Source organism: Brevibacillus sp. AG, from assembly GCF_028369215.1.
Lineage (GTDB): Bacteria > Bacillota > Bacilli > Brevibacillales > Brevibacillaceae > Brevibacillus > Brevibacillus porteri.
In genome coordinates this window covers 87,772-110,828 of the sequence record NZ_JAQMYO010000008.1, presented here as the reverse complement: position 1 = coordinate 110,828, position 23,057 = coordinate 87,772, and the positions used below count along the sequence as shown (strand labels likewise).

Below are 23,057 nucleotides of genomic sequence, written 5' to 3'. Positions count from 1 at the left end.
ATCATGTCAAAGCAGAAGATCGGACTCTTGTTAATGGCGTATGGAACGCCACGCAGTCCTGAACAGATTGAACCATACTATACGCACATTCGTCGTGGTCGTAAGCCACCACAAGAACTGCTCGATGATTTGATGGCGCGTTACGAGGCTGTAGATGGATTGAATCGATTTGCAGACATTACGGATGAGCAGGTGCGCGCTCTCGAGCAGGAAATGAACAACCGCTACTCAGACAGTGAATTTGTAGGGTACCTTGGTTTGAAGCATATCGCTCCGTTTGTCGAAGACGCAGTAGAGCAAATGAAGCGTGATGGGATTACAGAAGCGATCAGTCTAGTTCTGGCACCTCATTATTCCAGCTATAGCGTCAAAGAATACAATGGACGAGCACAGGAGCATTCCGCAGCAATTGGCGGACCTATCATCCATAGCATTGAGAGCTGGTATCTGGAACCAGGCTTCATCGGATATTGGGCTGATGCTATTCAAGCGACGTTTGCTACGATGACGGATGAAGAGCGTGGACAAGCAGTCGTGATCTTCTCCGCTCACAGCCTGCCGGAAAAAATCCTGAAGTCAGGTGATCCGTACCCAATGCAACTGGAAGAGACAGCAAAGCTCATTGCCGAGCAAGCAGGGATCACTTCCTATGCAATCGGATGGCAAAGCGCCGGAAATACACCTGATCCGTGGCTGGGACCAGATGTACAGGATTTGACTAGAGAGCTGTACGAAGCAAAAGGCTACCAAGCATTTGTTTACTGTCCTGTCGGATTTATTGCGGAGCATTTGGAAGTTCTGTTTGATAATGATGTGGAATGCAAAGCGGTTACAGATGAGCTAGGGGTACATTACTATCGTCCAGCGATGCCTAACGCCAGACCTGCGTTCATTTCCTGTCTGGCTGATGCAGTCGGAAAGAAGCTGGCGAATTAGGGGATCGATCATATGAGCGATAATACCTATCATATTACGATTATAGGCGGCGGCATCACAGGGTTGGCCGCTGCTTTTTACTTACAAAAGGAAATTGAAGCAAAAGGCTTGCCCATCCGTTTTCAACTGATTGAAGAGCAGGGACGACTTGGTGGGAAAATCAAGACATGGCGTCACGAAGGGTTTGTTATTGAGCAAGGTCCCGATTCGTTTCTCGAGCGGAAAACGAGTGCGGCTGAGCTGGCAGTGGACTTGGGGCTTGCGGATGATCTCGTTCGCAACAGTACAGGCCAAGCTTATATTTGGCATCAGGATCGCCTGAAGGCTATACCAGAAGGAGCGATCATGGGTGTACCGACGAAGCTCATGCCTTTTGTCACGACCGATCTCATTTCTTGGCCGGGCAAGCTTCGGGCAGCTTTGGATCTCGTTCTTCCTGCATCAAAAGGAGACGGCGATATCTCCGTGGGGGACTTTTTTCGGCGTAGGCTAGGTAATGAAGTTATTGATAATCTTATAGCGCCTTTATTGTCCGGTGTCTACTCCGGGGATCTCGACAAACTCAGCTTGCTTGCGAGTTTTCCTCAATTCGCGAAAATGGAGGAGCAGCATCGCAGCTTGATCGTAGCGATGAAGCATTCTCGCCCGCAAGTAAAAACGCAAGAAAAGCCAAAAGGCATCTTCCTGACGCTGAAGAACGGCTTGCAGTCCTTAGTAGAGGCAATCGAAAAGAGCCTGCCAGAAGAAGTGATCTCGAAGAATACCGGTGTCAAAGAACTGGTGAAACGGCCAGACGGGAAGTACACCTTGGTAATGAAAAATGGGGAAACGATCGAGACAGATACGGTGCTGTTTACCTTACCACATGCTGTCGCAGAGCCGTTGTTCCGTCCTTATGTACAAGTTCCTACCTTGCCACAAGCGAAGCCGCATATGGTCGCAACCATCGCTATGGCGTTTCCAGAGTCAGCGATTGATTTAGGAATGGAAGGGACAGGATTTATTGTACCGCGGCATTCTGGAGCAAAAATTACCGCGTGTACGTGGGCGCATCGCAAATGGCCGCATACGACGCCGAAAAACAAAGCCTTGCTGCGTAGCTTCATAGGAAGAGCAGGAGAGCAATCCTTCATGGAGCAGACAGACGAGGAAATTTTGGAGGTTGTCCTCCGTGATCTGCGCAAGATCATGACGATTCGAGCAGAGCCGGATTTTTATAACGTATCACGCTTGCAAAATGCCATACCATATGTGGTCGGGCATCAGGCTTGGGTGCAGGATGTGAACAATCAATTAAAAGAAAAACTCCCTGGTGTTATCCTGGCAGGTGCGTCATACAGTGGCGTAGGTGTACCAGATTGTATTGATCAGGGGAAAAAAGCAATAGCAGAATGGATCGCTTCTGTAAAACCGGGGAGATAGATAACCCCGGTTTTTCCTTTTTTTTCGGTGCTAAACGGCTCGTCCTGTCCATATAGTATAGGGAAATGTCCTGCACTTGAAAGGAGGAGCACGAATGGCATTACAGGATGGGCAACTCTCTTTTGCCATCAAGGAGACCATTTTCCTCTCATCCGATAGAGCTGGAATAGGTGAATTGCAAGAGCTGGAATTGGTTCCAGATGTGGAAGTGTTGGAAAACGATTCCTACATCTCAATCACGGGTTGCTTGCAGTTAGTAGGGAAGTACGAGCCAATCAGGGAAGCCGCAGAAGCGACAGGCGGCGAAAGAGAATCGCTGGTTGAGGCCATGACTTTTACTCCCTTTCGCCAGGAAGCATCGGATCAAGCCTTTTACGGCTGGGAGGAACAGATTGGTCATCGCATTCCGTTGAACATCACCATTCCATTGGATCGGATTACCGAGATCGGAGACATCTACGCAATTGTGGACAGCTTTGACTACAAGCTAGAATCACCACATCAAATGCTAATCGATGCCGATCTGAAGATTTTGGGGATAGTCCTGGGGGATAGAGCTGAACAAGCAGAGCAGATCGAAACGCAAGCTGCCGGACCAGGCGAAGGAGCATGGGAATACACCTTCGCTGCTGGTGATGATGGGCAAGAATATACGGAGCAGACGTCCCTCGATGACATTGATCAAAAGCTGAGTGCGCTGGAGGAGGAATTGGAGCGTCAGGCATTGCCAGCATCCTATGAATCAACCGAATCTCCTTCCATGTTCGACACTCCGGCTATTGCTCAATCCAATGAGGATGAATACTACGAGCAATACGGTGATGTGCTAGAAGTGGCACAGTCCAATCCTCCAGAGTCCTGGGAGACTGCTTCTATTTCGTATGACTTAGATTCCCAACAATCTGCTTCGTCCGATTCTTCTGTCGCCTATTCCGAGCAGTCAGTATTGGCTGATGAGCAAGAGCAGATGAGAGAAATAGCCGAAAAAGAACAAGGACATGAGGAGCCTGTACTGGCTATACACGATCAGCAGGCAATCGCATACCAGCAAGTTTCCAATGAATCTACTGGGTCGTCAGTCGAAGCAGAGTCGCAGGAAGCAGTGCATGAAGCGGTGGAAGCCACTGTTGTTTCCGAGCAAGAACCTGAGCAAGAAGCAGAACCAGTCGTTGCACAACCAGAGGCTGCTGCGGAAGATGTAGAAGTGCGAGTGGCGATTTCAGGGAAACCCTCCTATGAAGAAAGAAGTCGAGTGAACATTACCTCCATCTTCTCACAAGCGAATCGTGCCAAACAGGAAGCGATGGCGTTGGAGGCGGAATCTTCATCTAGCTCTTCGCGACATGGATCTTCGGGGAATGTCAACGCTTCTACGATGGAGGCCATGCAAAATCTCACGTCGTTTGTCCGCAGAAAAGAAGAGCGATCGAGTCAGCTGAAAATGTGCATTATTCAGCGAGATGAGACGTTAGAGCATATTTCACAGCGATACTCCTTGCCTGTTTCCAAAATCGTGGAAGTAAACCGATTAGCTTCCGAGCAGCTAGTAGCAGGGCAGATTCTGTACATCCCACAATAGAGGAGTGGGGGACCGTGGATAAAATTGATCTCTCCGAGGTTTGCCAGCAATATCGGGCGCGCGTAATCCGAATTACGCCCCTAGAGGATTGCTATTTACTGGAGACAAACCGGGGCCCCAAAGAACTCCACGTTTGGCCGCGTGTAGATGTGATGCGCTGGTCGTTTGCCTGGCGCGAACGACTGGCTCGTCAGGGGTTTCGAGAAGTGGAGCGGTTTATTCGGACGAGAGACACCAAGCCATTTTTGATTTTGGGTAAACGCGGCGTTACCATGACCGACCATCACCGACAATTCGAAGACTATCAGCCTGGCCAGGACATTGCGAGGCAATGCGGACGCGTGATCGCGATGATGCATCAGTCTCAGCAGGAAAGTCCTTTACTGTCCGGAAGTGATTTACTCAAGCAGGAAAAACAGCAAGTAGAAGAAAAAGGAAGACGTGCCAAAGAGCTGGTCGAATCATTTCGAGCCAAATCTGGACGGGATTCTAAGGAAAATCGTTGGGTATCGGAACTCATGACCCCTATGCTGCAAAGAATGGACCGTTCCGCTGCGATGCTTGCCCATGAGCGAATTACTCCGGAGGCAGTTGCTGTATCCCATCGGGACCTTTTGCGTGACAACTGGGGAATGGTAAACGGGAAGCTGTACTTGAGAGGCTTTTTCAGGCCGGTAATTTCAGTCCAGCAACGCGATGTTGCCAGCTTTTTGCGCGATCATTTTTTAACCCATAAGGATCTTAAGCAGATTGACGCTTTTTTTGACGGCTATGAAGAAATCAAGCCACTCACCTATGGAAACTATTCGTTGATACTCGCCTTTATGGCTCGTCCTCGTGAAGTGTACAGAAGTATCGAATCGTATGTGAAGCGCGTATCGCTGGATCAAGAAGCGTCGATCGCTGGTATTGAGCACGCTTTGCAGAGCCAACAATCTGTTGACTTGCTGCTTCGGCATATTGCAGAGCGGGCCGAGCGTTCGAGGAGGGAGGGAGTCTATGAGTCGGTATGATGACATTGCTCCTTTGTTCAAAGAGTATGACATGTATGCCCAGAGCATTGACGTTTTAAAGGAGCCAAATGTATTTAAGGCGACGACTCCCTACGGCTCCTTCGTATGCAAACGAGCGCAAATACCTGCTCAACGTCTTGTTTTCGTCAGCGATATGCTGCGTCAATTGCAGCACCGCGGATGGGATGGGGCCGTTCCTTTTACGTACACGAAATACGATGATCCATTTGTCCAACAGGGTAGCGCCGCCTTTTACGTAACCCCTTGGCAGCCAGGAAGTGAGGAATGGGCCGAGCAGCCTTTGTCTTGGGCGACTCCTGCTTTGGAGCGTATGGCGGAGCTTCATCATTTGACACAAAATTATCGCTACGATGATCCGAGACAGGTAGAGCCACTTGTCGACTCTTTGCTTAACCGTTGGCAATATTGGCAAGACCAAATGAATAAGGCGGCAACCCTTGCGCAGGAGCGCAAATATCCTTCCCCTTTTGACCTGGTGTTTTTGGCAAACAAGGAGTTTCTTGAGGAAATGGCTCAAACAGCGACAGACTTATTGACCGATTGGCGAGAGCGGCATGAGACGCACGCGCATTTTCGCCTATCGTTGATCCATGGCAACCCAAATCCTGAGCATGTTGTGCCAGATCGATCGGGAAAAGGACGGCTGCTTAATTTTGATCGTGCCAGCTTTGATACACCAGTGCGCGATTTGACACTATTTTATCGTACTTATTTTCAAATGGCGGGGGATGAGGTTGGGGCTTCTCAACTATTCCATCGCTACGCCGAGATTTTTCCGCTGCGACCGGAAGAAATTGAACTGATGGCTTCGTTTCTGTCGTACCCGGAGAGGATCATGAGGGACTTGGATATTTATTATCATCATCCCCGAGAGTGGAGCGAGTTTTACGCTGTCCAACGTTTTGAAAAAGATATGGACCGCCTGATGCGCCTGCATCGTTGGGTCCAGCAAGCCTTTTAATGAGCAACGTCTCACCGCGTGGGGCGTTGTTTTTCTTTTTTTATAACCATTCAAGGGAGATGGCAACATAGAGCATGGCTAGCAAACCGAGAAGGACGACATCAAAAGAAGTAGGAAATACAACGGTTCGGATAAACTGAAAAACCAACAGCGGAAAGAGCACCTGTTTGCATCCGTATTTGATCCGTAAATACGTGGGGTTATACTTCCAACGGAAATTCATCACAATCACCTCATTCCAGCATATGCGCGGCTACTTTGGACAGTGTCTACAACCTTGAGCAAATGCCTAAAACATTTTCATTGAAAGTAGATAGTGGTTTGAATGGTGTCTGAAAAGGGAAGGTGTAGGGCAGGAAGGCTAGGACGAAACGAATAAAGGTGATCACAATGTTTTTGAAAATTGCCATAACCCTTTTCGCAATTCCCGAAAGAAAGAATTATGCTAAAGTGTGTATGGGAGTGGCTCGGGGATGAATCATCAATTGGTCAAACTAATGGAATTGAAACAGAATTACGAGTATCTGGTGATGACCAGCAATGAGCAAAGCAAGCGCCAAGTCAATTACGAGAGCCTCATGCCATTTATAGAAGAGTTGGTTGATACGTGGTTCGTGAAAATGGACAAGCCTTGCTTCTTGTCGATCACGTTTGAATCGGCTCTAGGTGCTGTCTATTTTCGGATCGAGCGTGGCAACAAAGAGAGCGCAAAAGTGCAGCGCGAAGTAGAGGAGCGCATTGTTGTCTCGGAACAGTGTGACACCGCTCAAACACCGCGCTATGTCCGCTTGTTCGCCCAGAGTAACGTCAATGACCGTGATCTAAAGGAACTGGAGAAATCTTTTTATGGGCTGCTCCTCGTGAACATTCGGGCGTTGATCCTCAGATGTCAACAGGACCAGTCATCAGGGCAGCGAGAAATCGAGATGGAGATGAAGCTGGCTAGACGTATGCAGTCGATGCTCATTCCCACAGAAGAGTTGCAGTTAACCAGTTTGCGAACAAGAACGGTTTATGTACCCGTCGATTATGTAGGCGGAGATTACATCGATTATAGACAAATCAATGATCGCTACACCTGTTTTATCATTGCGGATGTGTCTGGGCACGGTTTTTTGGCTAGTATTTGGGCAACGGGGATTAGGATTGCTGTACGGCAGGTTTTGCAGTCCAGCTATTCGCCGGATGAGATTTTGGAAAGACTCAATCAGTTGCTTTATGCCGATTTAGTAAAAACTCGTTCTTACATTACGATGCTGGTTGCTGTCTATGATGAGATGGAACACAAAATTCGATTTGGCAGGGCAGGACATCCACAGCCTTTTTATTTGTCCAAGTCGAATCAAACCATTTTAGCTAGCAAGGGTGGGGTCGGCCTAGGGCTTTTGCCCGATAGCACGTATCAAATGGAGGAGGTACCCTTAGAAGAAGAGGGCATGCTATTGCTCTACACAGATGGTTTGCTGGATACAGGGAGAAAAGAAGTATCTCGAGGCAGCAGGCATTGGCTAGAAGAACTATCCTCCTTATTAAATATGCCTTGTGAAAGTAAGCAGGAATCGATGAATCGAGTTGAGGCTTACTTAATGGGGATAACACAGCAGCGAAACCAAACGGATGATATTTCTGTGTTGATTCTTCAATTTGAGCCTGAAGAGAGTATAGCCCTCGTGTAGTTGCGCGTGAATAGGAGGATGAACTGTGATTTTGTGTGAGCGTTGTCCGGACAATCCCACTTGTGATAATTGCCTTGTCGCGCTACGTTCTGGCGGTGCAGCGAACAAAGTAGTTCCGCCCCGCACTGTAAAGGTGACGAACCTAGCGACGATGGAATCGTTCCAGGCGAAGCTGGTAGCAGTGAGCCGGACGACCATTGGGTTAAGCAGTTCTGATCATGATTTGCACGGACGCATAGAAATAGAGCTCGCCTATGATTTCCGAATTATCGGTAGCGGATTGCGCGGTATAGCAGGTGATCCGTACTACATTATCGATATCGAAAAAGTTTTGCGACGGGAAGATGTTCTGGAGCGATTGCTCCTGGAAGAATTTCATACATGGCACATGAGTGGCGAATTGGACCCGGCAGACGTCTTGTTACATTGGAAGGATCGAGACGACGAGCGGGGGCGGTTAATAAAGCAAGAGATTCAGAAGTTATCCATACTGCGTCAGATCGAGACCGTTTTCCTCTATCTTTACGATGAAGGGAAAGTGCGTCCGTTGGGTGACGTTCGTGCGAGTTTGGAAGTAGAGCGAGAAATGCAACGACTGGTCGAAGATGCGGCTGGATCGGGTGGTCCTGTAAGGGAGCAAATTGTTACCTCTGATGGCACAAAGGTCTTTGAATTATACACATCTGTATTGCCAGATCGGACCTGTGGAATGGCTTTGATCGATGTCACTGCCGTTATTGCAGAAGAACGAAAACGCAAAAGACGGGAATGGGAGATCTACAGAGATATTCTGGGTGTGGTCACAGAAGGTAAGCTATTGTTGCTTAGTGATGAAGAATTATTTTTTTTGCTTCGGGAAGGGCATAAGCTCTTGGCAATCGACATCCGCTTACCGGAGCAGCTGGCAGAACTGCGTAAATTGTTCAAGCAAGCTTTGGAACCACAAGGCATTTCTGATAAGCGCTTGCTACAGTTTCTCGTTGCGGTCAACGAAGCTGCTTCCAATACGTTGAAGCACGGAAATGGCGGTGTGGTCACGCTATACCTATCGAATGACAGGCAGATGTGTCGGGCTGTGATCCATGATGAAGGACAAGGAATTTTGCTCGAGGATATCCCGCGAGCTACCCTACAGCAAGGATTTTCTACGCGCCACTCGCTTGGGGCCGGTTTTCACGTGATCCTGCAATACTGTGATCGTGTTTATTTAAGTAGCTCCCTGGCAGGTACAAAGCTGATTTTAGAATGTATCCTTTCGCGTTAAGCCACGATTTCCCAAAAGCCAAATGTTTGCAAGTGAATGAAAATGGGTAATATAGTAAAAGGACGAGCAGATTGGGTGTACCGATACCTATTGAGAGGAGTTTGAGCATGGACTACCGCGCAACAGAGGCGAACGGACAGGCTACATTGTTTTTCGTCGGAGAGTTGGACATGGCTGTAGGAGATCGAGTAGGTGAATTGCTCCAGCAGTATGGAGGGCGAAATCAATCCGTTATCGTCGATTTTCAAGGTGTCTCCTTTGTAGATTCTTCCGGTATTGGAAGCCTGTTTTTTACCACGAAAGAACTGTTGGCCATGGGCAAACAGGTAGAAATCGTCAATGTCCGAGAAGAAATTCTCGATATTTTGGGCGTGCTCGGTTTTACCGAAGCACTGGGCATTGCAGTTGGAAAAGTGGGCGAAACCCGGGTTTGACGCCAAACAGCGTGATTGTATATAATAGTGAAAAGCTAATCATACGACAACTACATACGATATGAACGATGAGTGGGAAGAGTAAGTCAGGACACCTTAGCAGAGAGGAGAATCAGTTGCTGCGAGATTCTCTAAGGTTATGAATGGCTGAAGGTCGCCCAGGAGTTTTTTCGGTGAAAGCATGTGCCTAGCCGAGACCGGTTCGCAACCGTTATCTTGTCAGAGTGAACACGCCATAAGCATGACGTTTATCGTGTGTTAACAAAGGTGGTACCGCGAAAATAATCCTTTCGTCCTTTGCGATGAAGGGTTTTTTTATTTTTTGCAAAGCAAGTTATGCTAATAGGAGGAGTCGTACATGTCTACACAGCCAACAACCGACATCGACCAATTGCTGCCGAAAAACTATGATCCAAAAGCAGCAGAGAACAAATGGTATCCGTATTGGATCGAAAAACAATTTTTCAAAGCAGAACGCGACCCGAATAAACGTCCGTTTACGATTGTCATTCCACCGCCGAACGTAACTGGTAAATTGCACTTGGGCCATGCACTGGATACGACTTTGCAAGATATCATTACGCGTACCAAGCGTATGCAAGGCTACAGCACCTTGTTCTTGCCAGGTATGGATCACGCTGGTATCGCAACCCAAGCGCGCGTGGAAGCTACCTTACGTGAAGAAGGCATCTCTCGCCATGATCTGGGCCGCGAAAAATTCGTGGAAAAGGTATGGGAGTGGAAGCACATTTACGCTTCGCATATTCGTGAGCAGTGGGAAAAGCTCGGTCTTGCCCTGGATTACTCCCGTGAGCGTTTTACGATGGATGAAGGCTTGTCCCAAGCTGTACGCGAAGTATTTGTTCGCCTCTACGAAAAAGGCTTGATCTATCGCGGTAACCGTATCATTAACTGGGACCCTGCTGCCCGCACGGCTCTATCCGATATTGAAGTAATCTACAAGGAAGTAAAAGGTGCGCTGCATCACATGCGTTACCCATTGGCAGATGGCACCGGTTATATCGAAGTAGCTACAACCCGTCCGGAAACGATGCTCGGTGATACGGCTGTAGCGGTACACCCGGAAGATGAGCGTTACAAGGACATGATCGGCAAAACCGTGATTTTGCCAATCGTGGGACGTGAGATTCCAATCGTCGCAGATGACTATGTTGATCCTGAGTTTGGTTCTGGCGCTGTAAAAATTACGCCAGCACACGATCCGAATGACTTTGAATTGGGTCTTCGCCATCAGTTGCCACAAATCGTTGTCATGGATGAGTCGGGCACGATGAACGAGCTGGCTGGTATCTACAAAGGCTTGGATCGCTTTGTATGCCGCAAGCAAATCATCAAAGATTTGACTGAGCAAGGTGTAATGTTCAAGGTTGAGGAGCATATTCATCAGGTTGGACATAGTGAGCGCAGCGATGCAGTCGTAGAACCATACCTTTCTACCCAATGGTTTGTAAAAATGCAGCCTTTGGCTGACGAAGCACTGGCGAATGCAAATAGCCCTGAAAGTGTGAAATTCGTCCCAGAGCGCTTCAAGACAAATTACCTGCGTTGGATTGAAAACATCCGCGACTGGTGCATCTCCCGCCAGCTTTGGTGGGGCCACCGAATTCCTGCATGGTATTGCGGAGATTGTAACGAAACGATTGTATCTCGCACGAATGTGACTGAGTGCCCAAGCTGCCACAGCCACAAGCTGGAGCAGGACAACGACGTTCTCGATACATGGTTCTCCTCTGGTCTATGGCCGTTCTCGACACTGGGCTGGCCGGAAGAATCCGAGGACATGAAGTACTTCTATCCAACGAATGTCCTGGTAACAGGCTACGATATTATCTTCTTCTGGGTTGCTCGGATGATGTTCTCAGGTCTTGAATTTACCGGGAAAAGTCCGTTTGAATCCGTCTTGATTCACGGCATTATTCGTGACTCTGAGGGCCGAAAAATGTCCAAATCACTCGGCAACGGTGTCGATCCAATGGAAGTGATTGAGAAGTACGGAGCGGATGCGCTGCGATACACACTGGCGACAGGGAATTCCCCAGGGAATGACCAACGCTTCTATTGGGAAAAGGTGGAGGCAAACCGCAACTTCGCGAACAAGATTTGGAACGCGTCTCGTTTTGCCTTGATGAACCTGGCTGACTTCAAATACGAGGAAATTGATTTGAGCGGTGAGCTGTCTACACCAGACAAATGGATTCTCTCCCGCCTGCAAGCGACAATCGCAGATGTAACCCGTCTGTCTGACGCATTTGAATTCGGTGAAGCAGGTCGTGTGCTTTACAACTTCATTTGGGATGACCTGTGTGACTGGTATATCGAGATGGCGAAGCTGCCGCTGTACGGTACAGATGAAGCGGCGAAGAAAACAACCCAATCCGTTCTGGTGACGGTTCTGGATCAAACGCTCAAGCTGTTGCATCCGTTCATGCCGTTCATCACGGAAGAAATCTGGCAGGCATTGCCACACCAAGGCGAGAGCATCACAGTAGCACCTTGGCCAACTGTTAACGAGCAATGGATTTTTGCTGAAGCAGAAAGCGAAATGAACCAATTGATGGATATCATCCGCAGCGTACGCAACATCCGTGCAGAAGTAAACGTACCGATGTCCAAGAAAATTGAGCTCTTGATCAAGCCAAGCGATGCATTGTCCGCTGAGCGCCTGACACGCGGTGAACACTACCTTGCCCGTTTCTGCAACCCTGAGCGTCTGGAAATCAGCCTGAATCTGGCTACGCCTGATAAAGCGATGTCTGCTGTGATCACGGGAGCAGAATTGTTCCTTCCACTGGCAGGCTTGATCGATATCGAGCAAGAGCTGAAGCGCCTGGAAAAAGAAGTGGCGACACTCAACGACGAAGTGGAGCGCATTGAGAAAAAGCTCAACAATGCTGGATTTATGGCCAAGGCACCTGAAAAAGTAGTCGCAGAGGAAAAAGCGAAGATGGCAGACTACATGGATAAGCGGGATAAAGTGATTGCACGACTTGCCGAATTGAAGGGCGAATGATCCGCCATACCATCGCATATTTTTGAGAATGGAGCATTGTGGTATGCATGCAGAAGAAGGGTTTGTAGAATACACGCAAGCGCTCGACTGGCTGCATGGACTGCTCAGGTTCGGTCAACGGCCGGGGCTTGAGAGAATGCAGTGGGTTTTGGAGCAAGTAGGAAATCCTGAGCGGAGAATCCCATTTATTCATGTGGCTGGCACCAATGGAAAAGGTTCAACCTGCGCATTCCTGACGAAAATGCTGATGGAAGCCGGATATAGTGTAGGTACATTTACCTCCCCCTATTTGGTTGATTTCCGTGAGCGCATCCGTTTCAACGGCAGCATGATCGCGGAAGAAGATCTATTGCAGCTGGTAAATGAGGTTAAGGTATGGGTGCAACGATGCGAACAAGAAACAGAGTTCGGTTCCCCTACCGAATTTGAAGTGATTACGCTGATCGCCATTCTTTATTTTTCAAGAGTGGCGAGACCAGCGGTAGTCGTATGGGAAACAGGACTAGGCGGGCGATTGGATTCGACGAACGTCGTCCTTCCGCTTGTTTCGGTCATCACGAATATCGGCATGGACCATACGCAAGTGTTGGGAGATAGCTTGGAAGATATTGCCCGGGAAAAAGCGGGGATTATCAAGCCGGGTGTTCCTGTAGTCACAGGTGAGGTTAGGCCAGAACTTCTCGAGGTTTTTGAGGAGCGCGCGAGACAAACAAAGAGTACGCTATACCATATAGGTGAACATTTCCAGGCAGAGCAGGTAGAGGAGCAGTTGAATGACCAACAGTTTCGTTACAAAAGCATTCACCGTCGTGCAGAAGCATCCTACCGTCTCACCATGAATGGTATTCACCAAACAACCAATGCAGCCGTTGCTTTGATGACCATTGATATCCTGCGGAATTACTTCTCTTTCTTGCTGGAGGAAGAAGAAATATCTCGTGGTTTGCAACAAACGCGTTGGCCTGGTCGTCTAGAAGTCATCTCTCCAAGACCAATGGTTATCTTGGATGGGGCACACAATCAGGAAGGAATGGAGGCGCTTGTAAGCAGTCTGGATCGGTTGTTACCGGACGGAGTACAGTTGCATTTGCTCTTTTCTGGATTGGCAGATAAGCCGCTTGCCAAAATGGCAGAGTCGCTCGCACCAGTAAAGTCAAAAATCAAAAAGCTGCATGTGACGACCTTTGACTTCCCGCGTGCAGCCGAAGCCAATAGCTTACAAGAGTCGTTTTTAGCCGGTGGCTGGGAGCAAGAGTTTCTCGATGCAGTCCCAGACTGGCGGGCGTTTCTCCTTTCTTGGATGCGGGAGAAGCAATCAGCGAAGGCGGATGACTGGTTGGTCGTCTGCGGTTCGCTCTACTTCATCGCCCAAGTACGCGCATTCTTTCCCACTATAGTAGAAGAGGCAGGTGAATAGGGTGGATCAGGCCCAACACGTCCACTTTGTGGGCATCGGCGGTTATGGCATGAGTGCCATTGCCCGCGTCTTGATCGACCTTGGATACAAGGTAACCGGCTCCGATGTCGCCATGAATGATTTGGCGAAAAAGCTGGAAGCAAGAGGGGCGGTCATTCATATTGGCCATAATGCTGCCCACGTGGAGGGAGCAGACAGCATCGTATACTCCACCAGTATTTCCAAAGACAATCCTGAGGTGATCGCAGGTCAAACATTAGGGATTCCGGTCATGCACCGTTCCCAAATGCTTGCTCGCATATTGAATGAACGCACAGGAGTAGCAGTAGCTGGAGCACACGGCAAGACGACTACGACATCAATGATCTCTCACGTGCTGGAAGAGTGCGGTGTAGACCCGACTTTCATCATCGGCGGTGAATTGATGAGTGCTGGTACCAATGCAAAGGCAGGTACCAGTGACTATGTGATTGCCGAGGCAGACGAGAGCGACGGTTCCTTTTTGGAATACAGACCGATGTATGAAATTGTGACGAGCATTGAACCAGATCATCTGGAGCATTTCGATGGCGACTTCAACAATTTGAAACAGGCATATGTCCAGTTCTTGAGCCATCTCAAACCGGATGGAAAAGCGATCCTGTGCATCGATGATCCAATCGTGCGCGAAGTCATGCCATCTGTTGAAAAAACGGTCGTGACATATGCAGTCGATCCGAATTTTACAGCGCAAGCGGGGTTTTCTGCCGTTTCAATTGAATGTGGTGATCGTTGCAGCAAGTGCCAAATTTATCGTCAGAATGAGCTCTTGGGTGAATTATGCCTCTCGGTTCCAGGCAAGCATAATATTGCGAATGCACTGGCTGCGATCATTGTTTGCCTGGATGCTGGCCTTTCTTTTGATAAAATTGCCAAGGCACTGTCTACCTTTAGCGGTGCCAAGCGCAGATTTCAAATTATCGGGGATGCACGAGGCGTCCTAGTCGTAGACGACTACGCGCATCATCCGACGGAAATTATCGCTACACTAAGCGGGGCAAGGGCATCGGGCAGACGTGTAATCGCTGTGTTTCAGCCACAACGCTACACACGCACGTATTTCCTCATGGATGAATTCAGCCGTGCCTTTGCAGAAGCAGACGAAGTGATTATTACGGATATCTACTCTCCAGCCGGAGAAGAAAAAATCGAAGGAGTCACCTCCGAGGTTCTGGTGCAAAAAATCCGCACCAACAGCCACCCGCGTGCGCAGTACATTCCGACAAAGGAACAAATGCAGGAGCATGTCTTCAAAGGATTGCAAGAGGGCGATCTCGTGTTGACTATGGGTGCAGGAGATATCTGGAAATCTGCTTATTGGCTGGCTGAAAAGCTAGAAAAATAACGGATAGAGGCATATGAAGACTTGGAACCTACGGGTTTCAAGTCTTTTTATTTACTATCGGAAAGCTTTGGTGTAATGCTGCTAAGGATGATCTACCTATGTTTTAAAAGACATCGATAAAGCCCATTGTAGGTGAGAAGAAAAAGCACAGGGCTCGTAGACCTTGACAACGCCTACCCAGTCGGAACTACAAAAAGGGGACCACGCTTGTCGAACACTTCTCCCTTGAGAAACTTCCGCCCGTAGGGTGGCTTTGGCTCGACGGTCCCCTTTTTGTAGTGGAGACGGACAGCCAATCCCCCTGTTGGCGTGTCAGAGTCGAAGAGAACTGTGCTTTTTCTTCTCCTCCACTATGTTGACTCAAACCAAAATGTCCTTCTTAGATTTTTATTTATCAAAAATTAGTACCAGATACTAATATCTAGTGTTATAATCAGATCATAAAAACGGAAGGTGATGATCGGATGATGACAATGGCAACCCCCTTCAAGTCGCGAATTACCGCTATCGGTACGTATGTGCCGAGTCGCGTTCTTACCAATACAGATATGGAAAAACTAGTGGAGACATCGAATGAGTGGATTTTACAACGAACGGGTATTCATGAGCGGCGTATGGCAAGGGAAGATGAATTTACCAGTGATCTGGCCATCGCTGCTATCCAAGATTTGATCGAAAACTATAAGAAGGATGTCCGTGATGTCGATATGATTTTGGTGGCAACCAGTACGCCAGACTATCCATTTCCAAGTGTCGCAAGCCAAATCCAGGCGCATTTTCAAGTCGAGCAGGCGGGAGCCATGGATCTCTCCGCTACCTGTGCAGGATTTACGTATGCACTCCATACGGCAAATGCGCTTATCAGCTCGGGCTTGCATCGCAAAGTGTTGGTGGTAGGTGCAGAAACGTTAACGAAAGTAACGGATTATACGGATCGTACGACGTGCATCCTGTTCGGGGACGGAGCGGGTGCGGTACTGGTTGAGCAGGACTCTACAGCTCCCGGTTTTTTGTCCGCCTATTTAGGCTCAAAGGGGGACGGTGGGATTCATGTATACCGATCGGGCTTGTCAACACATATGGACGGACGAGAATTGAGCGGGAATGGATGCATGGTTCAAAACGGGAGAGAAGTGTACAAGTGGGCTGTAACAACTGTTCCAAAGGGGATGCAGGAGGTAGTGAGCCAGGCGGGCAAAACGCTAGAAGATGTCGACTGGTTCATCCCGCACAGTGCCAATTTGCGCATGATCGAATCCATTTGCGAGAAGAGTCAGTTCCCTCTCGAAAAGACATTGTACAGTCTGACACATTACGGCAACACATCAGCGGCTACCATTCCATTGTCGCTCGCCTTGGGGATCAAGGAAGGCAAAGTAAAGGCAGGGGATACGATCCTGTTGTATGGGTTTGGCGGTGGTCTCGTCCACGCTGGCCTTTTGTTCACTTGGAATCCGTAAAACATGTTCATAAATCGAGAGACTGTCTAGAACATTCTGGGCAGTTTTTTTTGTCCCAGGAATGAAAGGTATTCTTAAGGACAGTTTTAGACTGGGGGAAGAAGAAATGGCCAACGCTGTGATATTATTCGGGCTCTGCCTTTACCTCTCGTGGATAGATTTTCGTTATAAACGAATACCCAATCGTGCATTAGGTGCAGGGTTTGTACTGATTTCTATTATGGAGTATGTTCTCTCTTCGCCGAGGGAATGGTTGATGGCTGGACTCTTTGCGATTCTCAGTTTACTGGTATTTGGATGGATTAGCTGGCACAGGCCGCTTGCGCTTGGGATGGGGGATGTGAAGCTGTTCGCGCTAGTCTGCTATGGACTTGGGGTCCGCGATTTTGTTCTCGTTCTTACGATTGCGAGCTTGGCAGCTTTTCTCGTCTCTCTCGTTTTGTTGCTGATACGAAAAGTAAGTATCAAATGCGAAGTGCCGTTTGCGCCTTTTGTGACGATTGGCTTAGCTGTGATTTTGTATATGAGCAAAACCTCTTGAAATGGCATGGGGAATGGTAGTAGAAACAAATTTAATAGAATCACTAGATAGAAGTCATAACCCGTCCGAGCAAAACGTATGCTAGTACAAAGAGCCTGTGGCTAGGAGGGCAAGCGTATGAGCGGACAAAATAAAAATCGTGTGACGGTCAAAATGAACGGAAGGTTCTGGGATGAAAAGCGGGACGACATCCCAAAGGAAGCAAGTAGAAAGCGCACTCCAAAGGATGATACGCCACGCGTACGTTTCCAAGCACCTCCCTTGCTGTTTACTGACCCGTTGAAGGAGAAGGGCAACGAAGCATGGGAACGGATGATGCAGCTACGTGGATCTGCCACGAAAGAAACGAAGCCGAATGTTGAATTCGATCAGACGACAAACGACTCCTATGAATCCGATTATTCCTTCGAGGATACCGAAGAGAAGGGATACAGGAGTAGTCCGGTGAGTCGGCTTGCTGCGTTATGGCCAAAGGGGCCCTTTTGGCGCACGACTTTAACAACAGGCGGGGCTGTAGCAATTGGCCTCTTGTTCGGATTTCTTGTTTTGACAGTCTTTTCCCAAAAGGAGTTTTCTGAGTCATACGGAAATGTTCTGAGTGAAACGGTTCAGACACTGACCGCGCCGGGTGCAGGCACTGAACAAACGGCTGGGAAAAATGGCGTGACAGGTCCCGCTTCACCTAATGAAAGCCAGCCAACACAAGAGACGCCGACGAATGGCAATGCAGTGGGTCAAAAAGCGATAGCTTTACAACTGCCAGCCGTAAACATGTACGTTGCACAGGCAGGAGTATTCCAGCCGGATGCATCGCCGCAAACAGCTGTAGAACCACTGGAGAAAGCGGGGATTCCTCATTTGCTTTATAAGGACGCAAGCAAGCAGTACATGTTCGCCGCCGCTGCTCCTACAAGAGATGCTGTGCTAGGCTTTGCCGCCAGCCTGAAAAACAAAGGCATGGATATATACGTCAAAGAATTTTCCTTTCCCGCTTTTGAAGGGTCTGTCCCTGTCGGAAAAGCCGCTAACGCATCTGGTGACCCTAACGTGAAGGCCTTTTTCACCCACGGAGTCAAACTCGTCCAAACTCTTTCGGCACAATCAGGGCTGATTATTACGACGGGTCAACTATCGCCAACGGCAAAAGAAACGGCAGAATTAAAAGAAATTCACCGCCAATTTCTGGAGGAAAGCCGTAAAATGGAAGCCAAGGAAGCCTGGAAGCCATTGCTAGATGGGATGGTAAATGGGGTGAATCAAGCGCTGGCAGCCAGGGACAAAATGGCAGAAGCAAGCGCAGGCAAAAAGGTGGAAAGCGCCGAATCCTATGCGTGGCAAGTACAGGCGGGTGTTCTTGCCTTTTTCGAGAGCTACGCAAGTTGGATTCAAAATGCGCGTCCATCCACATAAATGCATGTTTATATGGTCTTCCGCAAGGTTTTCTTGCAGGAGGCCTTTTCTTTCTATACAGTAACTACCAAGAGCAATCAGGGATTGTTTCGCTTCTCCCCATTTGCTAAACTTATGTTTGGCAAAAAGAGAATCCCTTATAAAAAGGGAGTTGGGAAAATGGGGAAAGAAACGCTTACTCTCGTGTTTCTGTTGGTGAGTGGACTTTTGTTTGGCAGTATTATCGGGGAGATTTTAAGTCCCTGGCTACCTTTTTTGACCAAGAGCAAAGTGATTACTTGGTCGCCTGCGGCAGATTTAGAAATTTTGAAGTACGAACTGAACTTTCAGGTAAAACTAAATCTAGCCAGTATCGGAGGCTTAGCCCTCGCATTTTGGATACATCGACGAATAAAGTAGGTTGAAAAATGACGAAAAAAAATGTTCCTCTCATTCTGGCTTCATCTTCGCCGCGTCGAAGGGAGCTTCTGCAAGCTTTAGGTTTATCATTTACCGTTATCACCAGTGATGTAGATGAGACGACAGCAGAGCATTTATCTGCGAGCGAAGTAGTAGAAGAATTGTCTTTACGCAAGGCCAAGGAAGTGGCTTCTCGCTTGACGGAAGGCGTCGTTTTAGGATCTGATACGGTAGTCGTTCTTGATGGCCAAATATTGGGCAAGCCTGTTGATGAAATGGACGCATATCGTATGTTGTCCATGCTCCAGGGGCAAGAGCATACCGTTTATAGTGGAGTCGCCTTGATAGATGTGGAGACAGGCCGTGCGGAAGTCTCACATAGTCTAACACACGTAAGAATTCGAGCTTTAACAGAGCAAGAAATCAAGTCGTACATTGCGACAGGTGAGCCGATGGATAAAGCGGGCTCATACGCCATTCAGGGTATTGGAGCCACGATCGTGGAAGGAATAACCGGAGACTACTTCACAGTTGTTGGTCTTCCGTTAGGCCTGACGTCTACTCTTTTGACACGTTTTGGGATGCCGATTTTGTAAAGTTGTCATGCTTGAAGCAAGCGGCGACGGCCATACGCCTCATGAACCTCTCCATGTCAGCCGTTTTCGATAATGTGAATATGGCTGGAGGCGGATATAAAATGGCAACAAATACCTGTAACAAAATGCTGATGAAAAACGTCCCTTACTATGACCGTCCACGTGAACGACTGCTTCGCGAAGGAGCGGTCCATCTGTCTGATGCTGAACTTCTTGCCATTTTACTGCGGACAGGCAGGGAACAAGAGACGGCCCATCAGTTGGCTCAGCGCTTGTTAGCCAGGTTTGGAGACCTGCGTGGTTTAGCCCAAGCCTCTCATGCTGAGTTAACAGAGCTAAAAGGAATTGGTCCAGTCAAAGCGATTGAATTGCATGCTGCGTTTGAGCTTGGGCGTAGATTGATGGGAGTGCCTCGAGAGTATAGGGCTTCTATCCGTTTACCACGGGACGTAGCTGATTTGATGTCGCCAGAGCTTGCTCATTTGACACAGGAACATTTTGTCTGTCTCTTTCTGAATACCAAGAACCACGTGATTGGCAAGCAGACGATTTTCGTAGGCAGTCTGGACGCTTCCATCGTACACCCGAGAGAAGTCTTTAAAGAAGCGATCCGTCGTAGCAGCGCATCGGTGATATGCCTACATAACCATCCGAGCGGTGATCCGACACCTAGCAGGGAAGACATCGCGATTACGCATACATTGCGTGACGCTGGTGAACTGGTGGGGATTTCATTGTTGGATCATGTTATTATCGGGGAAGGCAAGTACATTAGTCTCAAAGAGCAAGGGTACTTGTAACATGTTTATACGCACAAGATTTTTCATCGAAACGTCTATGAATTCTTGAGCGCATGAAAACCTTCCACAAAAACGCGGTCGCTCTATCTTTTAGAGGCCTCGATAGAGGTTCTCTTATGCTTGTCATTTGGATTAATATTTGGAAGGAGTTTTTTTATGTTTGGTGGATTTACACGTGACTTGGGGATTGACCTCGGCACTGCCAATACACTTGTTTTTGTGAAGGGGAAAGGAATTGTGGTGCGTGAGCCTTCTGTTGTAGCGATTCGTACCAATAATAATTCCATTGAAGCAGTAGGGAATGCAGCGAAAAGTATGATCGGTCGTACGCCGGGTAATATCGTAGCGGTTCGTCCAATGAAAGATGGGGTTATCGCTGACTTTGATACAACTGCGACAATGATGCGCTATTTCATTAATCAAGCACAAAAAAATCAAGGGCTGTTTAGCCGTCGTCCAAATGTAATGGTCTGTGTACCTTCGGGAATTACTGCGGTGGAAAAGCGCGCAGTCGAAGATGCTACGAAGCAGGCTGGGGCGAAGGAAGCCCATACGATTGAAGAGCCGTTTGCGGCAGCGATCGGTGCAGACCTGCCAGTATGGGAACCGACTGGAAGTATGGTCGTAGACATTGGTGGTGGTACGACAGAAGTCGCTATCATTTCTCTTGGGGGGATTGTTACATCCCGCTCCATTCGTGTGGCCGGAGATGAGATGGACGAGGCGATTATTCAGTACATCAAGCGCCGTTACAACTTGATGATCGGGGAACGGACAGCAGAAACACTGAAGCTGGAGATCGGCTCTGCGATTGCTCCTGATGAGGTCGAAAACGTTGACATTCGCGGTCGTGACCTTGTAACCGGATTGCCAAAAACACTCTCCGTAAGCAGCACAGAGATTGCCGAAGCATTGGCGGAAACCATTTCTGCTATTGTGGAAGCGGTGAAGGTAACACTCGAAAAAAGCCCGCCTGAGCTCGCGGCGGACATCATGGATCGTGGAATTGTACTCACAGGCGGCGGTGCGCTCTTGCGTAACATGGATCGCCTGATAAGTAAGGAAACGGGTATGCCCGTGCATGTTGCGGAAAACGCACTGGATTGCGTAGCGATTGGAACAGGTCGTGCATTGGAGAACATTCACCTGTTCAAATCCAAGCAAGGCATCACCTCTTCCCGACTAAAACGGGGTAAATAAACGGAGGGTAGGGCATGTCGTTTTTCGGGAATAAGCGGCTTATCATTGTACTTGTAGGCTTGGTCCTGCTTATCTCCGTCGTGGGCTTCACTTCTCGTGAACGGGTTAGCCTGACCTGGCCAGAAATGTTCTTTAAAGATACCTTCAGCGTGGTGCAGGGCTTTTTCTATCGCCCTGCCCAGGCTGTTTCTGGCTTTTTTCAGGAAATTGAAGAAGCGTACGGCGTATATGAAGAAAACAAGGCACTTAAGGCAAGCTTGGATCAATACGCCCGTCTAAGTGCCGAATTGCACACACTCAAAGCAGATAATCAGCGCCTTCGAGAAATGGTAGGGGCAAAAGATTCACTTAAATCTTACAACCTTCACTTTGCGGAAGTCGTGGCGAGAAACCCTGATACATGGAACAACGTCGTTACCATCGATCAAGGATTAAAAAGTGGCATTAAAAAAGATATGGCTGTCATTACAGCCAAAGGAATGATCGGGCGCGTACAGAGTGTTGCCAACTTTTCAGCTACGGTTGAATTGTTGACGAGCTATGAGCGACGTGACCATATCTCAGCGGATATTTTGACGGAGCAGATAGTCGACGGCAAGCCTGTGTACCGTCAAATTAGTGGTGTCATTGAAGAATACGATCCGCAAGAAAGATTGCTCGTCATGCGCAAAATCCCTTGGGGACAAGCGATTAAAAAAGATCAGCAAGTGATCTCGTCAGGTTTGGGAGGAGTTGTCCCTCGCAATTTGCCGATTGGCTATATTGTTCGCGTAGAGCCAGATGATTATGGCTTGACTCAAACCGCCTACATCCAGCCAAGCGCTGATTTTTCACAATTGAATGAAGTCATGGTTGTGGAACGTGATTTTACAATCGCTCCCAATGGTGAATTGATCCCGCAACAGCCAGCCGGCCAGACACAAACACAGACAACTGTGCCTCCGGCTCCACCTGCTAGCGGGGGTGGTCAGTAATGGCTCGGTTTTTATTGACGTTGGGCGTAGTGGTCATGTTTGTTTTGGAAGGAACTGTGATGCAAGTATCTGCACCTAGTACATGGGGTCTGTCCTGGATGACGGTACCCCGGTTTGCGCTTGTGTGCTGCATTTTTATTTCGATGTATCTCGGTAGGCGCGAGGGCTTGTATTACGGGATCGCCTTCGGATTTTTACAGGATGTCCTGTTTGGGCAACTAATTGGAATCTATACCATGTCCATGATGGTGGCCAGCTACTTTGCAGGGATGATCGTTCTTTTGTTCCAGAGAGGATTCGGGATGGTTTTCATTACCAGCTTCCTGATTTTATTCGGACATGAGTGGCTTTTGTATTCCTTGTTCCGCTTGTTTTCCGCTGCCCCCTTCGATGTTCAATGGATTTTGACACATCAAATTTTGCCTAGTGTGCTGTTGAATCTCGCTTTTGGCTTACTGGTATACTTTCCGATCAAGAATGTATGCAACAAGATTCTGGCGAAAAAGGAAATGCACATGCAGTAAGGGCAAAGGAGAGGA

21 protein-coding genes and 1 other annotated feature are annotated in these 23,057 nt (G+C 48.3%); of the genes, 20 read left to right on the top strand and 1 reads right to left on the bottom strand.

The window, feature by feature from the left end:
* Nucleotides 1-3 precede the first annotated feature (3 nt).
* The 5 genes from hemH (at nt 4) to POF51_RS21580 (ending at nt 5,932) form a co-directional block, all read left to right on the top strand.
* Nucleotides 4-936, top strand: coding sequence for a ferrochelatase (hemH, locus tag POF51_RS21600; protein WP_069850575.1), 933 nt, complete (start codon nt 4-6; stop codon nt 934-936).
* 12 nt (nt 937-948) lie between these two features.
* On the top strand, nt 949-2,358 hold the full coding sequence (gene hemY, locus POF51_RS21595; RefSeq protein ID WP_271756032.1) for a protoporphyrinogen oxidase: 1,410 nt from the start codon (nt 949-951) through the stop codon (nt 2,356-2,358).
* Between the two features lie 94 nt (nt 2,359-2,452).
* Nucleotides 2,453-3,937 carry a LysM peptidoglycan-binding domain-containing protein gene (locus tag POF51_RS21590; RefSeq protein WP_069850569.1) on the top strand — a complete coding sequence of 495 codons (1,485 nt, stop codon included), beginning with the start codon at nt 2,453-2,455 and terminating at the stop codon, nt 3,935-3,937.
* A gap of 14 nt (nt 3,938-3,951) precedes the next feature.
* Nucleotides 3,952-4,950 (top strand): phosphotransferase, encoded by a 999-nt coding sequence (locus tag POF51_RS21585; RefSeq protein WP_017247521.1) that lies wholly within the window; start codon nt 3,952-3,954, stop codon nt 4,948-4,950.
* Complete coding sequence (locus POF51_RS21580; protein WP_069850567.1) at nt 4,937-5,932, top strand: hypothetical protein; 996 nt, start codon at nt 4,937-4,939, stop codon at nt 5,930-5,932. The genes POF51_RS21585 and POF51_RS21580 overlap by 14 nt, the downstream gene beginning before the upstream one ends.
* A gap of 40 nt (nt 5,933-5,972) precedes the next feature.
* Here the strand turns inward: POF51_RS21580 and POF51_RS21575 are convergent, their stop codons facing one another.
* Complete coding sequence (locus tag POF51_RS21575; RefSeq protein ID WP_007726679.1) at nt 5,973-6,155, bottom strand: hypothetical protein; 183 nt, start codon at nt 6,153-6,155, stop codon at nt 5,973-5,975.
* 250 nt (nt 6,156-6,405) lie between these two features.
* On the opposite strand from POF51_RS21575, the gene POF51_RS21570 reads away from it, so the two are divergent.
* From POF51_RS21570 to mreD, 15 genes are all read left to right on the top strand, one after another.
* Nucleotides 6,406-7,608: a PP2C family protein-serine/threonine phosphatase gene (locus POF51_RS21570; protein WP_069850565.1), complete on the top strand. Its 1,203-nt coding sequence runs from the start codon at nt 6,406-6,408 to the stop codon at nt 7,606-7,608.
* 25 nt (nt 7,609-7,633) lie between these two features.
* Nucleotides 7,634-8,872 carry an ATP-binding protein gene (locus tag POF51_RS21565; RefSeq protein ID WP_069850563.1) on the top strand — a complete coding sequence of 413 codons (1,239 nt, stop codon included), beginning with the start codon at nt 7,634-7,636 and terminating at the stop codon, nt 8,870-8,872.
* Between the two features lie 107 nt (nt 8,873-8,979).
* Complete coding sequence (locus POF51_RS21560) at nt 8,980-9,306, top strand: STAS domain-containing protein (protein ID WP_271756028.1); 327 nt, start codon at nt 8,980-8,982, stop codon at nt 9,304-9,306.
* A gap of 59 nt (nt 9,307-9,365) precedes the next feature.
* Nucleotides 9,366-9,607: a binding site (T-box leader), on the top strand.
* 57 nt (nt 9,608-9,664) lie between these two features.
* On the top strand, nt 9,665-12,337 hold the full coding sequence (locus POF51_RS21555; protein ID WP_069850560.1) for a valine--tRNA ligase: 2,673 nt from the start codon (nt 9,665-9,667) through the stop codon (nt 12,335-12,337).
* Nucleotides 12,338-12,380: 43 nt separating this feature from the next.
* Nucleotides 12,381-13,754, top strand: a complete 1,374-nt coding sequence (locus POF51_RS21550) for a bifunctional folylpolyglutamate synthase/dihydrofolate synthase (RefSeq protein WP_069850557.1) — start codon at nt 12,381-12,383, stop codon at nt 13,752-13,754.
* Nucleotide 13,755: 1 nt separating this feature from the next.
* Nucleotides 13,756-15,138, top strand: a complete 1,383-nt coding sequence (gene murC / locus POF51_RS21545; RefSeq protein WP_017247528.1) for a UDP-N-acetylmuramate--L-alanine ligase — start codon at nt 13,756-13,758, stop codon at nt 15,136-15,138.
* Between the two features lie 464 nt (nt 15,139-15,602).
* The gene (locus tag POF51_RS21540) at nt 15,603-16,598 is read left to right on the top strand and encodes a ketoacyl-ACP synthase III (RefSeq protein WP_069850554.1); all 996 of its coding nucleotides are present in this window, start codon (nt 15,603-15,605) and stop codon (nt 16,596-16,598) included.
* A gap of 106 nt (nt 16,599-16,704) precedes the next feature.
* Complete coding sequence (locus POF51_RS21535; RefSeq protein ID WP_069850552.1) at nt 16,705-17,139, top strand: prepilin peptidase; 435 nt, start codon at nt 16,705-16,707, stop codon at nt 17,137-17,139.
* 117 nt (nt 17,140-17,256) lie between these two features.
* Nucleotides 17,257-18,549, top strand: coding sequence for a hypothetical protein (locus POF51_RS21530; protein WP_069850550.1), 1,293 nt, complete (start codon nt 17,257-17,259; stop codon nt 18,547-18,549).
* Nucleotides 18,550-18,708: 159 nt separating this feature from the next.
* Nucleotides 18,709-18,948 (top strand): DUF4321 domain-containing protein, encoded by a 240-nt coding sequence (locus POF51_RS21525; RefSeq protein WP_069850743.1) that lies wholly within the window; start codon nt 18,709-18,711, stop codon nt 18,946-18,948.
* 8 nt (nt 18,949-18,956) lie between these two features.
* On the top strand, nt 18,957-19,544 hold the full coding sequence (locus POF51_RS21520; protein WP_017247533.1) for a Maf family protein: 588 nt from the start codon (nt 18,957-18,959) through the stop codon (nt 19,542-19,544).
* Nucleotides 19,545-19,645: 101 nt separating this feature from the next.
* Entirely contained in the window at nt 19,646-20,344 is a 699-nt protein-coding gene (gene radC, locus POF51_RS21515) for a RadC family protein (RefSeq protein WP_069850548.1), read from the top strand.
* A 156-nt stretch (nt 20,345-20,500) separates the two neighbouring features.
* Nucleotides 20,501-21,544 carry a rod shape-determining protein gene (locus POF51_RS21510; RefSeq protein WP_017247535.1) on the top strand — a complete coding sequence of 348 codons (1,044 nt, stop codon included), beginning with the start codon at nt 20,501-20,503 and terminating at the stop codon, nt 21,542-21,544.
* Nucleotides 21,545-21,558: 14 nt separating this feature from the next.
* Nucleotides 21,559-22,518: a rod shape-determining protein MreC gene (gene mreC / locus POF51_RS21505; protein WP_017247536.1), complete on the top strand. Its 960-nt coding sequence runs from the start codon at nt 21,559-21,561 to the stop codon at nt 22,516-22,518.
* Nucleotides 22,518-23,042, top strand: coding sequence for a rod shape-determining protein MreD (mreD, locus tag POF51_RS21500; protein ID WP_017247537.1), 525 nt, complete (start codon nt 22,518-22,520; stop codon nt 23,040-23,042). Before mreC ends, mreD begins: the two co-directional genes overlap by 1 nt.
* Nucleotides 23,043-23,057 lie beyond the last annotated feature (15 nt).

What these genes read in the sequence shown, in the direction of transcription:
- POF51_RS21560 (WP_271756028.1), top strand. Translation starts at nt 8,980, where the DNA reads ATGGACTACCGCGCAACAGAGGCGAACGGACAGGCTACATTGTTTTTC.
- POF51_RS21580 (WP_069850567.1), top strand. Translation starts at nt 4,937, where the DNA reads ATGAGTCGGTATGATGACATTGCTCCTTTGTTCAAAGAGTATGACATG.
- POF51_RS21570 (WP_069850565.1), top strand. Translation starts at nt 6,406, where the DNA reads ATGAATCATCAATTGGTCAAACTAATGGAATTGAAACAGAATTACGAG.
- mreD (WP_017247537.1), top strand. Translation starts at nt 22,518, where the DNA reads ATGGCTCGGTTTTTATTGACGTTGGGCGTAGTGGTCATGTTTGTTTTG.
- hemY (WP_271756032.1), top strand. Translation starts at nt 949, where the DNA reads ATGAGCGATAATACCTATCATATTACGATTATAGGCGGCGGCATCACA.
- POF51_RS21555 (WP_069850560.1), top strand. Translation starts at nt 9,665, where the DNA reads ATGTCTACACAGCCAACAACCGACATCGACCAATTGCTGCCGAAAAAC.
- POF51_RS21510 (WP_017247535.1), top strand. Translation starts at nt 20,501, where the DNA reads ATGTTTGGTGGATTTACACGTGACTTGGGGATTGACCTCGGCACTGCC.
- mreC (WP_017247536.1), top strand. Translation starts at nt 21,559, where the DNA reads ATGTCGTTTTTCGGGAATAAGCGGCTTATCATTGTACTTGTAGGCTTG.
- POF51_RS21535 (WP_069850552.1), top strand. Translation starts at nt 16,705, where the DNA reads ATGGCCAACGCTGTGATATTATTCGGGCTCTGCCTTTACCTCTCGTGG.
- hemH (WP_069850575.1), top strand. Translation starts at nt 4, where the DNA reads ATGTCAAAGCAGAAGATCGGACTCTTGTTAATGGCGTATGGAACGCCA.
- POF51_RS21525 (WP_069850743.1), top strand. Translation starts at nt 18,709, where the DNA reads ATGGGGAAAGAAACGCTTACTCTCGTGTTTCTGTTGGTGAGTGGACTT.
- POF51_RS21575 (WP_007726679.1), bottom strand. Translation starts at nt 6,155, where the DNA reads ATGAATTTCCGTTGGAAGTATAACCCCACGTATTTACGGATCAAATAC.
- POF51_RS21520 (WP_017247533.1), top strand. Translation starts at nt 18,957, where the DNA reads ATGACGAAAAAAAATGTTCCTCTCATTCTGGCTTCATCTTCGCCGCGT.
- POF51_RS21540 (WP_069850554.1), top strand. Translation starts at nt 15,603, where the DNA reads ATGATGACAATGGCAACCCCCTTCAAGTCGCGAATTACCGCTATCGGT.
- POF51_RS21590 (WP_069850569.1), top strand. Translation starts at nt 2,453, where the DNA reads ATGGCATTACAGGATGGGCAACTCTCTTTTGCCATCAAGGAGACCATT.
- radC (WP_069850548.1), top strand. Translation starts at nt 19,646, where the DNA reads ATGGCAACAAATACCTGTAACAAAATGCTGATGAAAAACGTCCCTTAC.
- POF51_RS21530 (WP_069850550.1), top strand. Translation starts at nt 17,257, where the DNA reads ATGAGCGGACAAAATAAAAATCGTGTGACGGTCAAAATGAACGGAAGG.
- POF51_RS21550 (WP_069850557.1), top strand. Translation starts at nt 12,381, where the DNA reads ATGCATGCAGAAGAAGGGTTTGTAGAATACACGCAAGCGCTCGACTGG.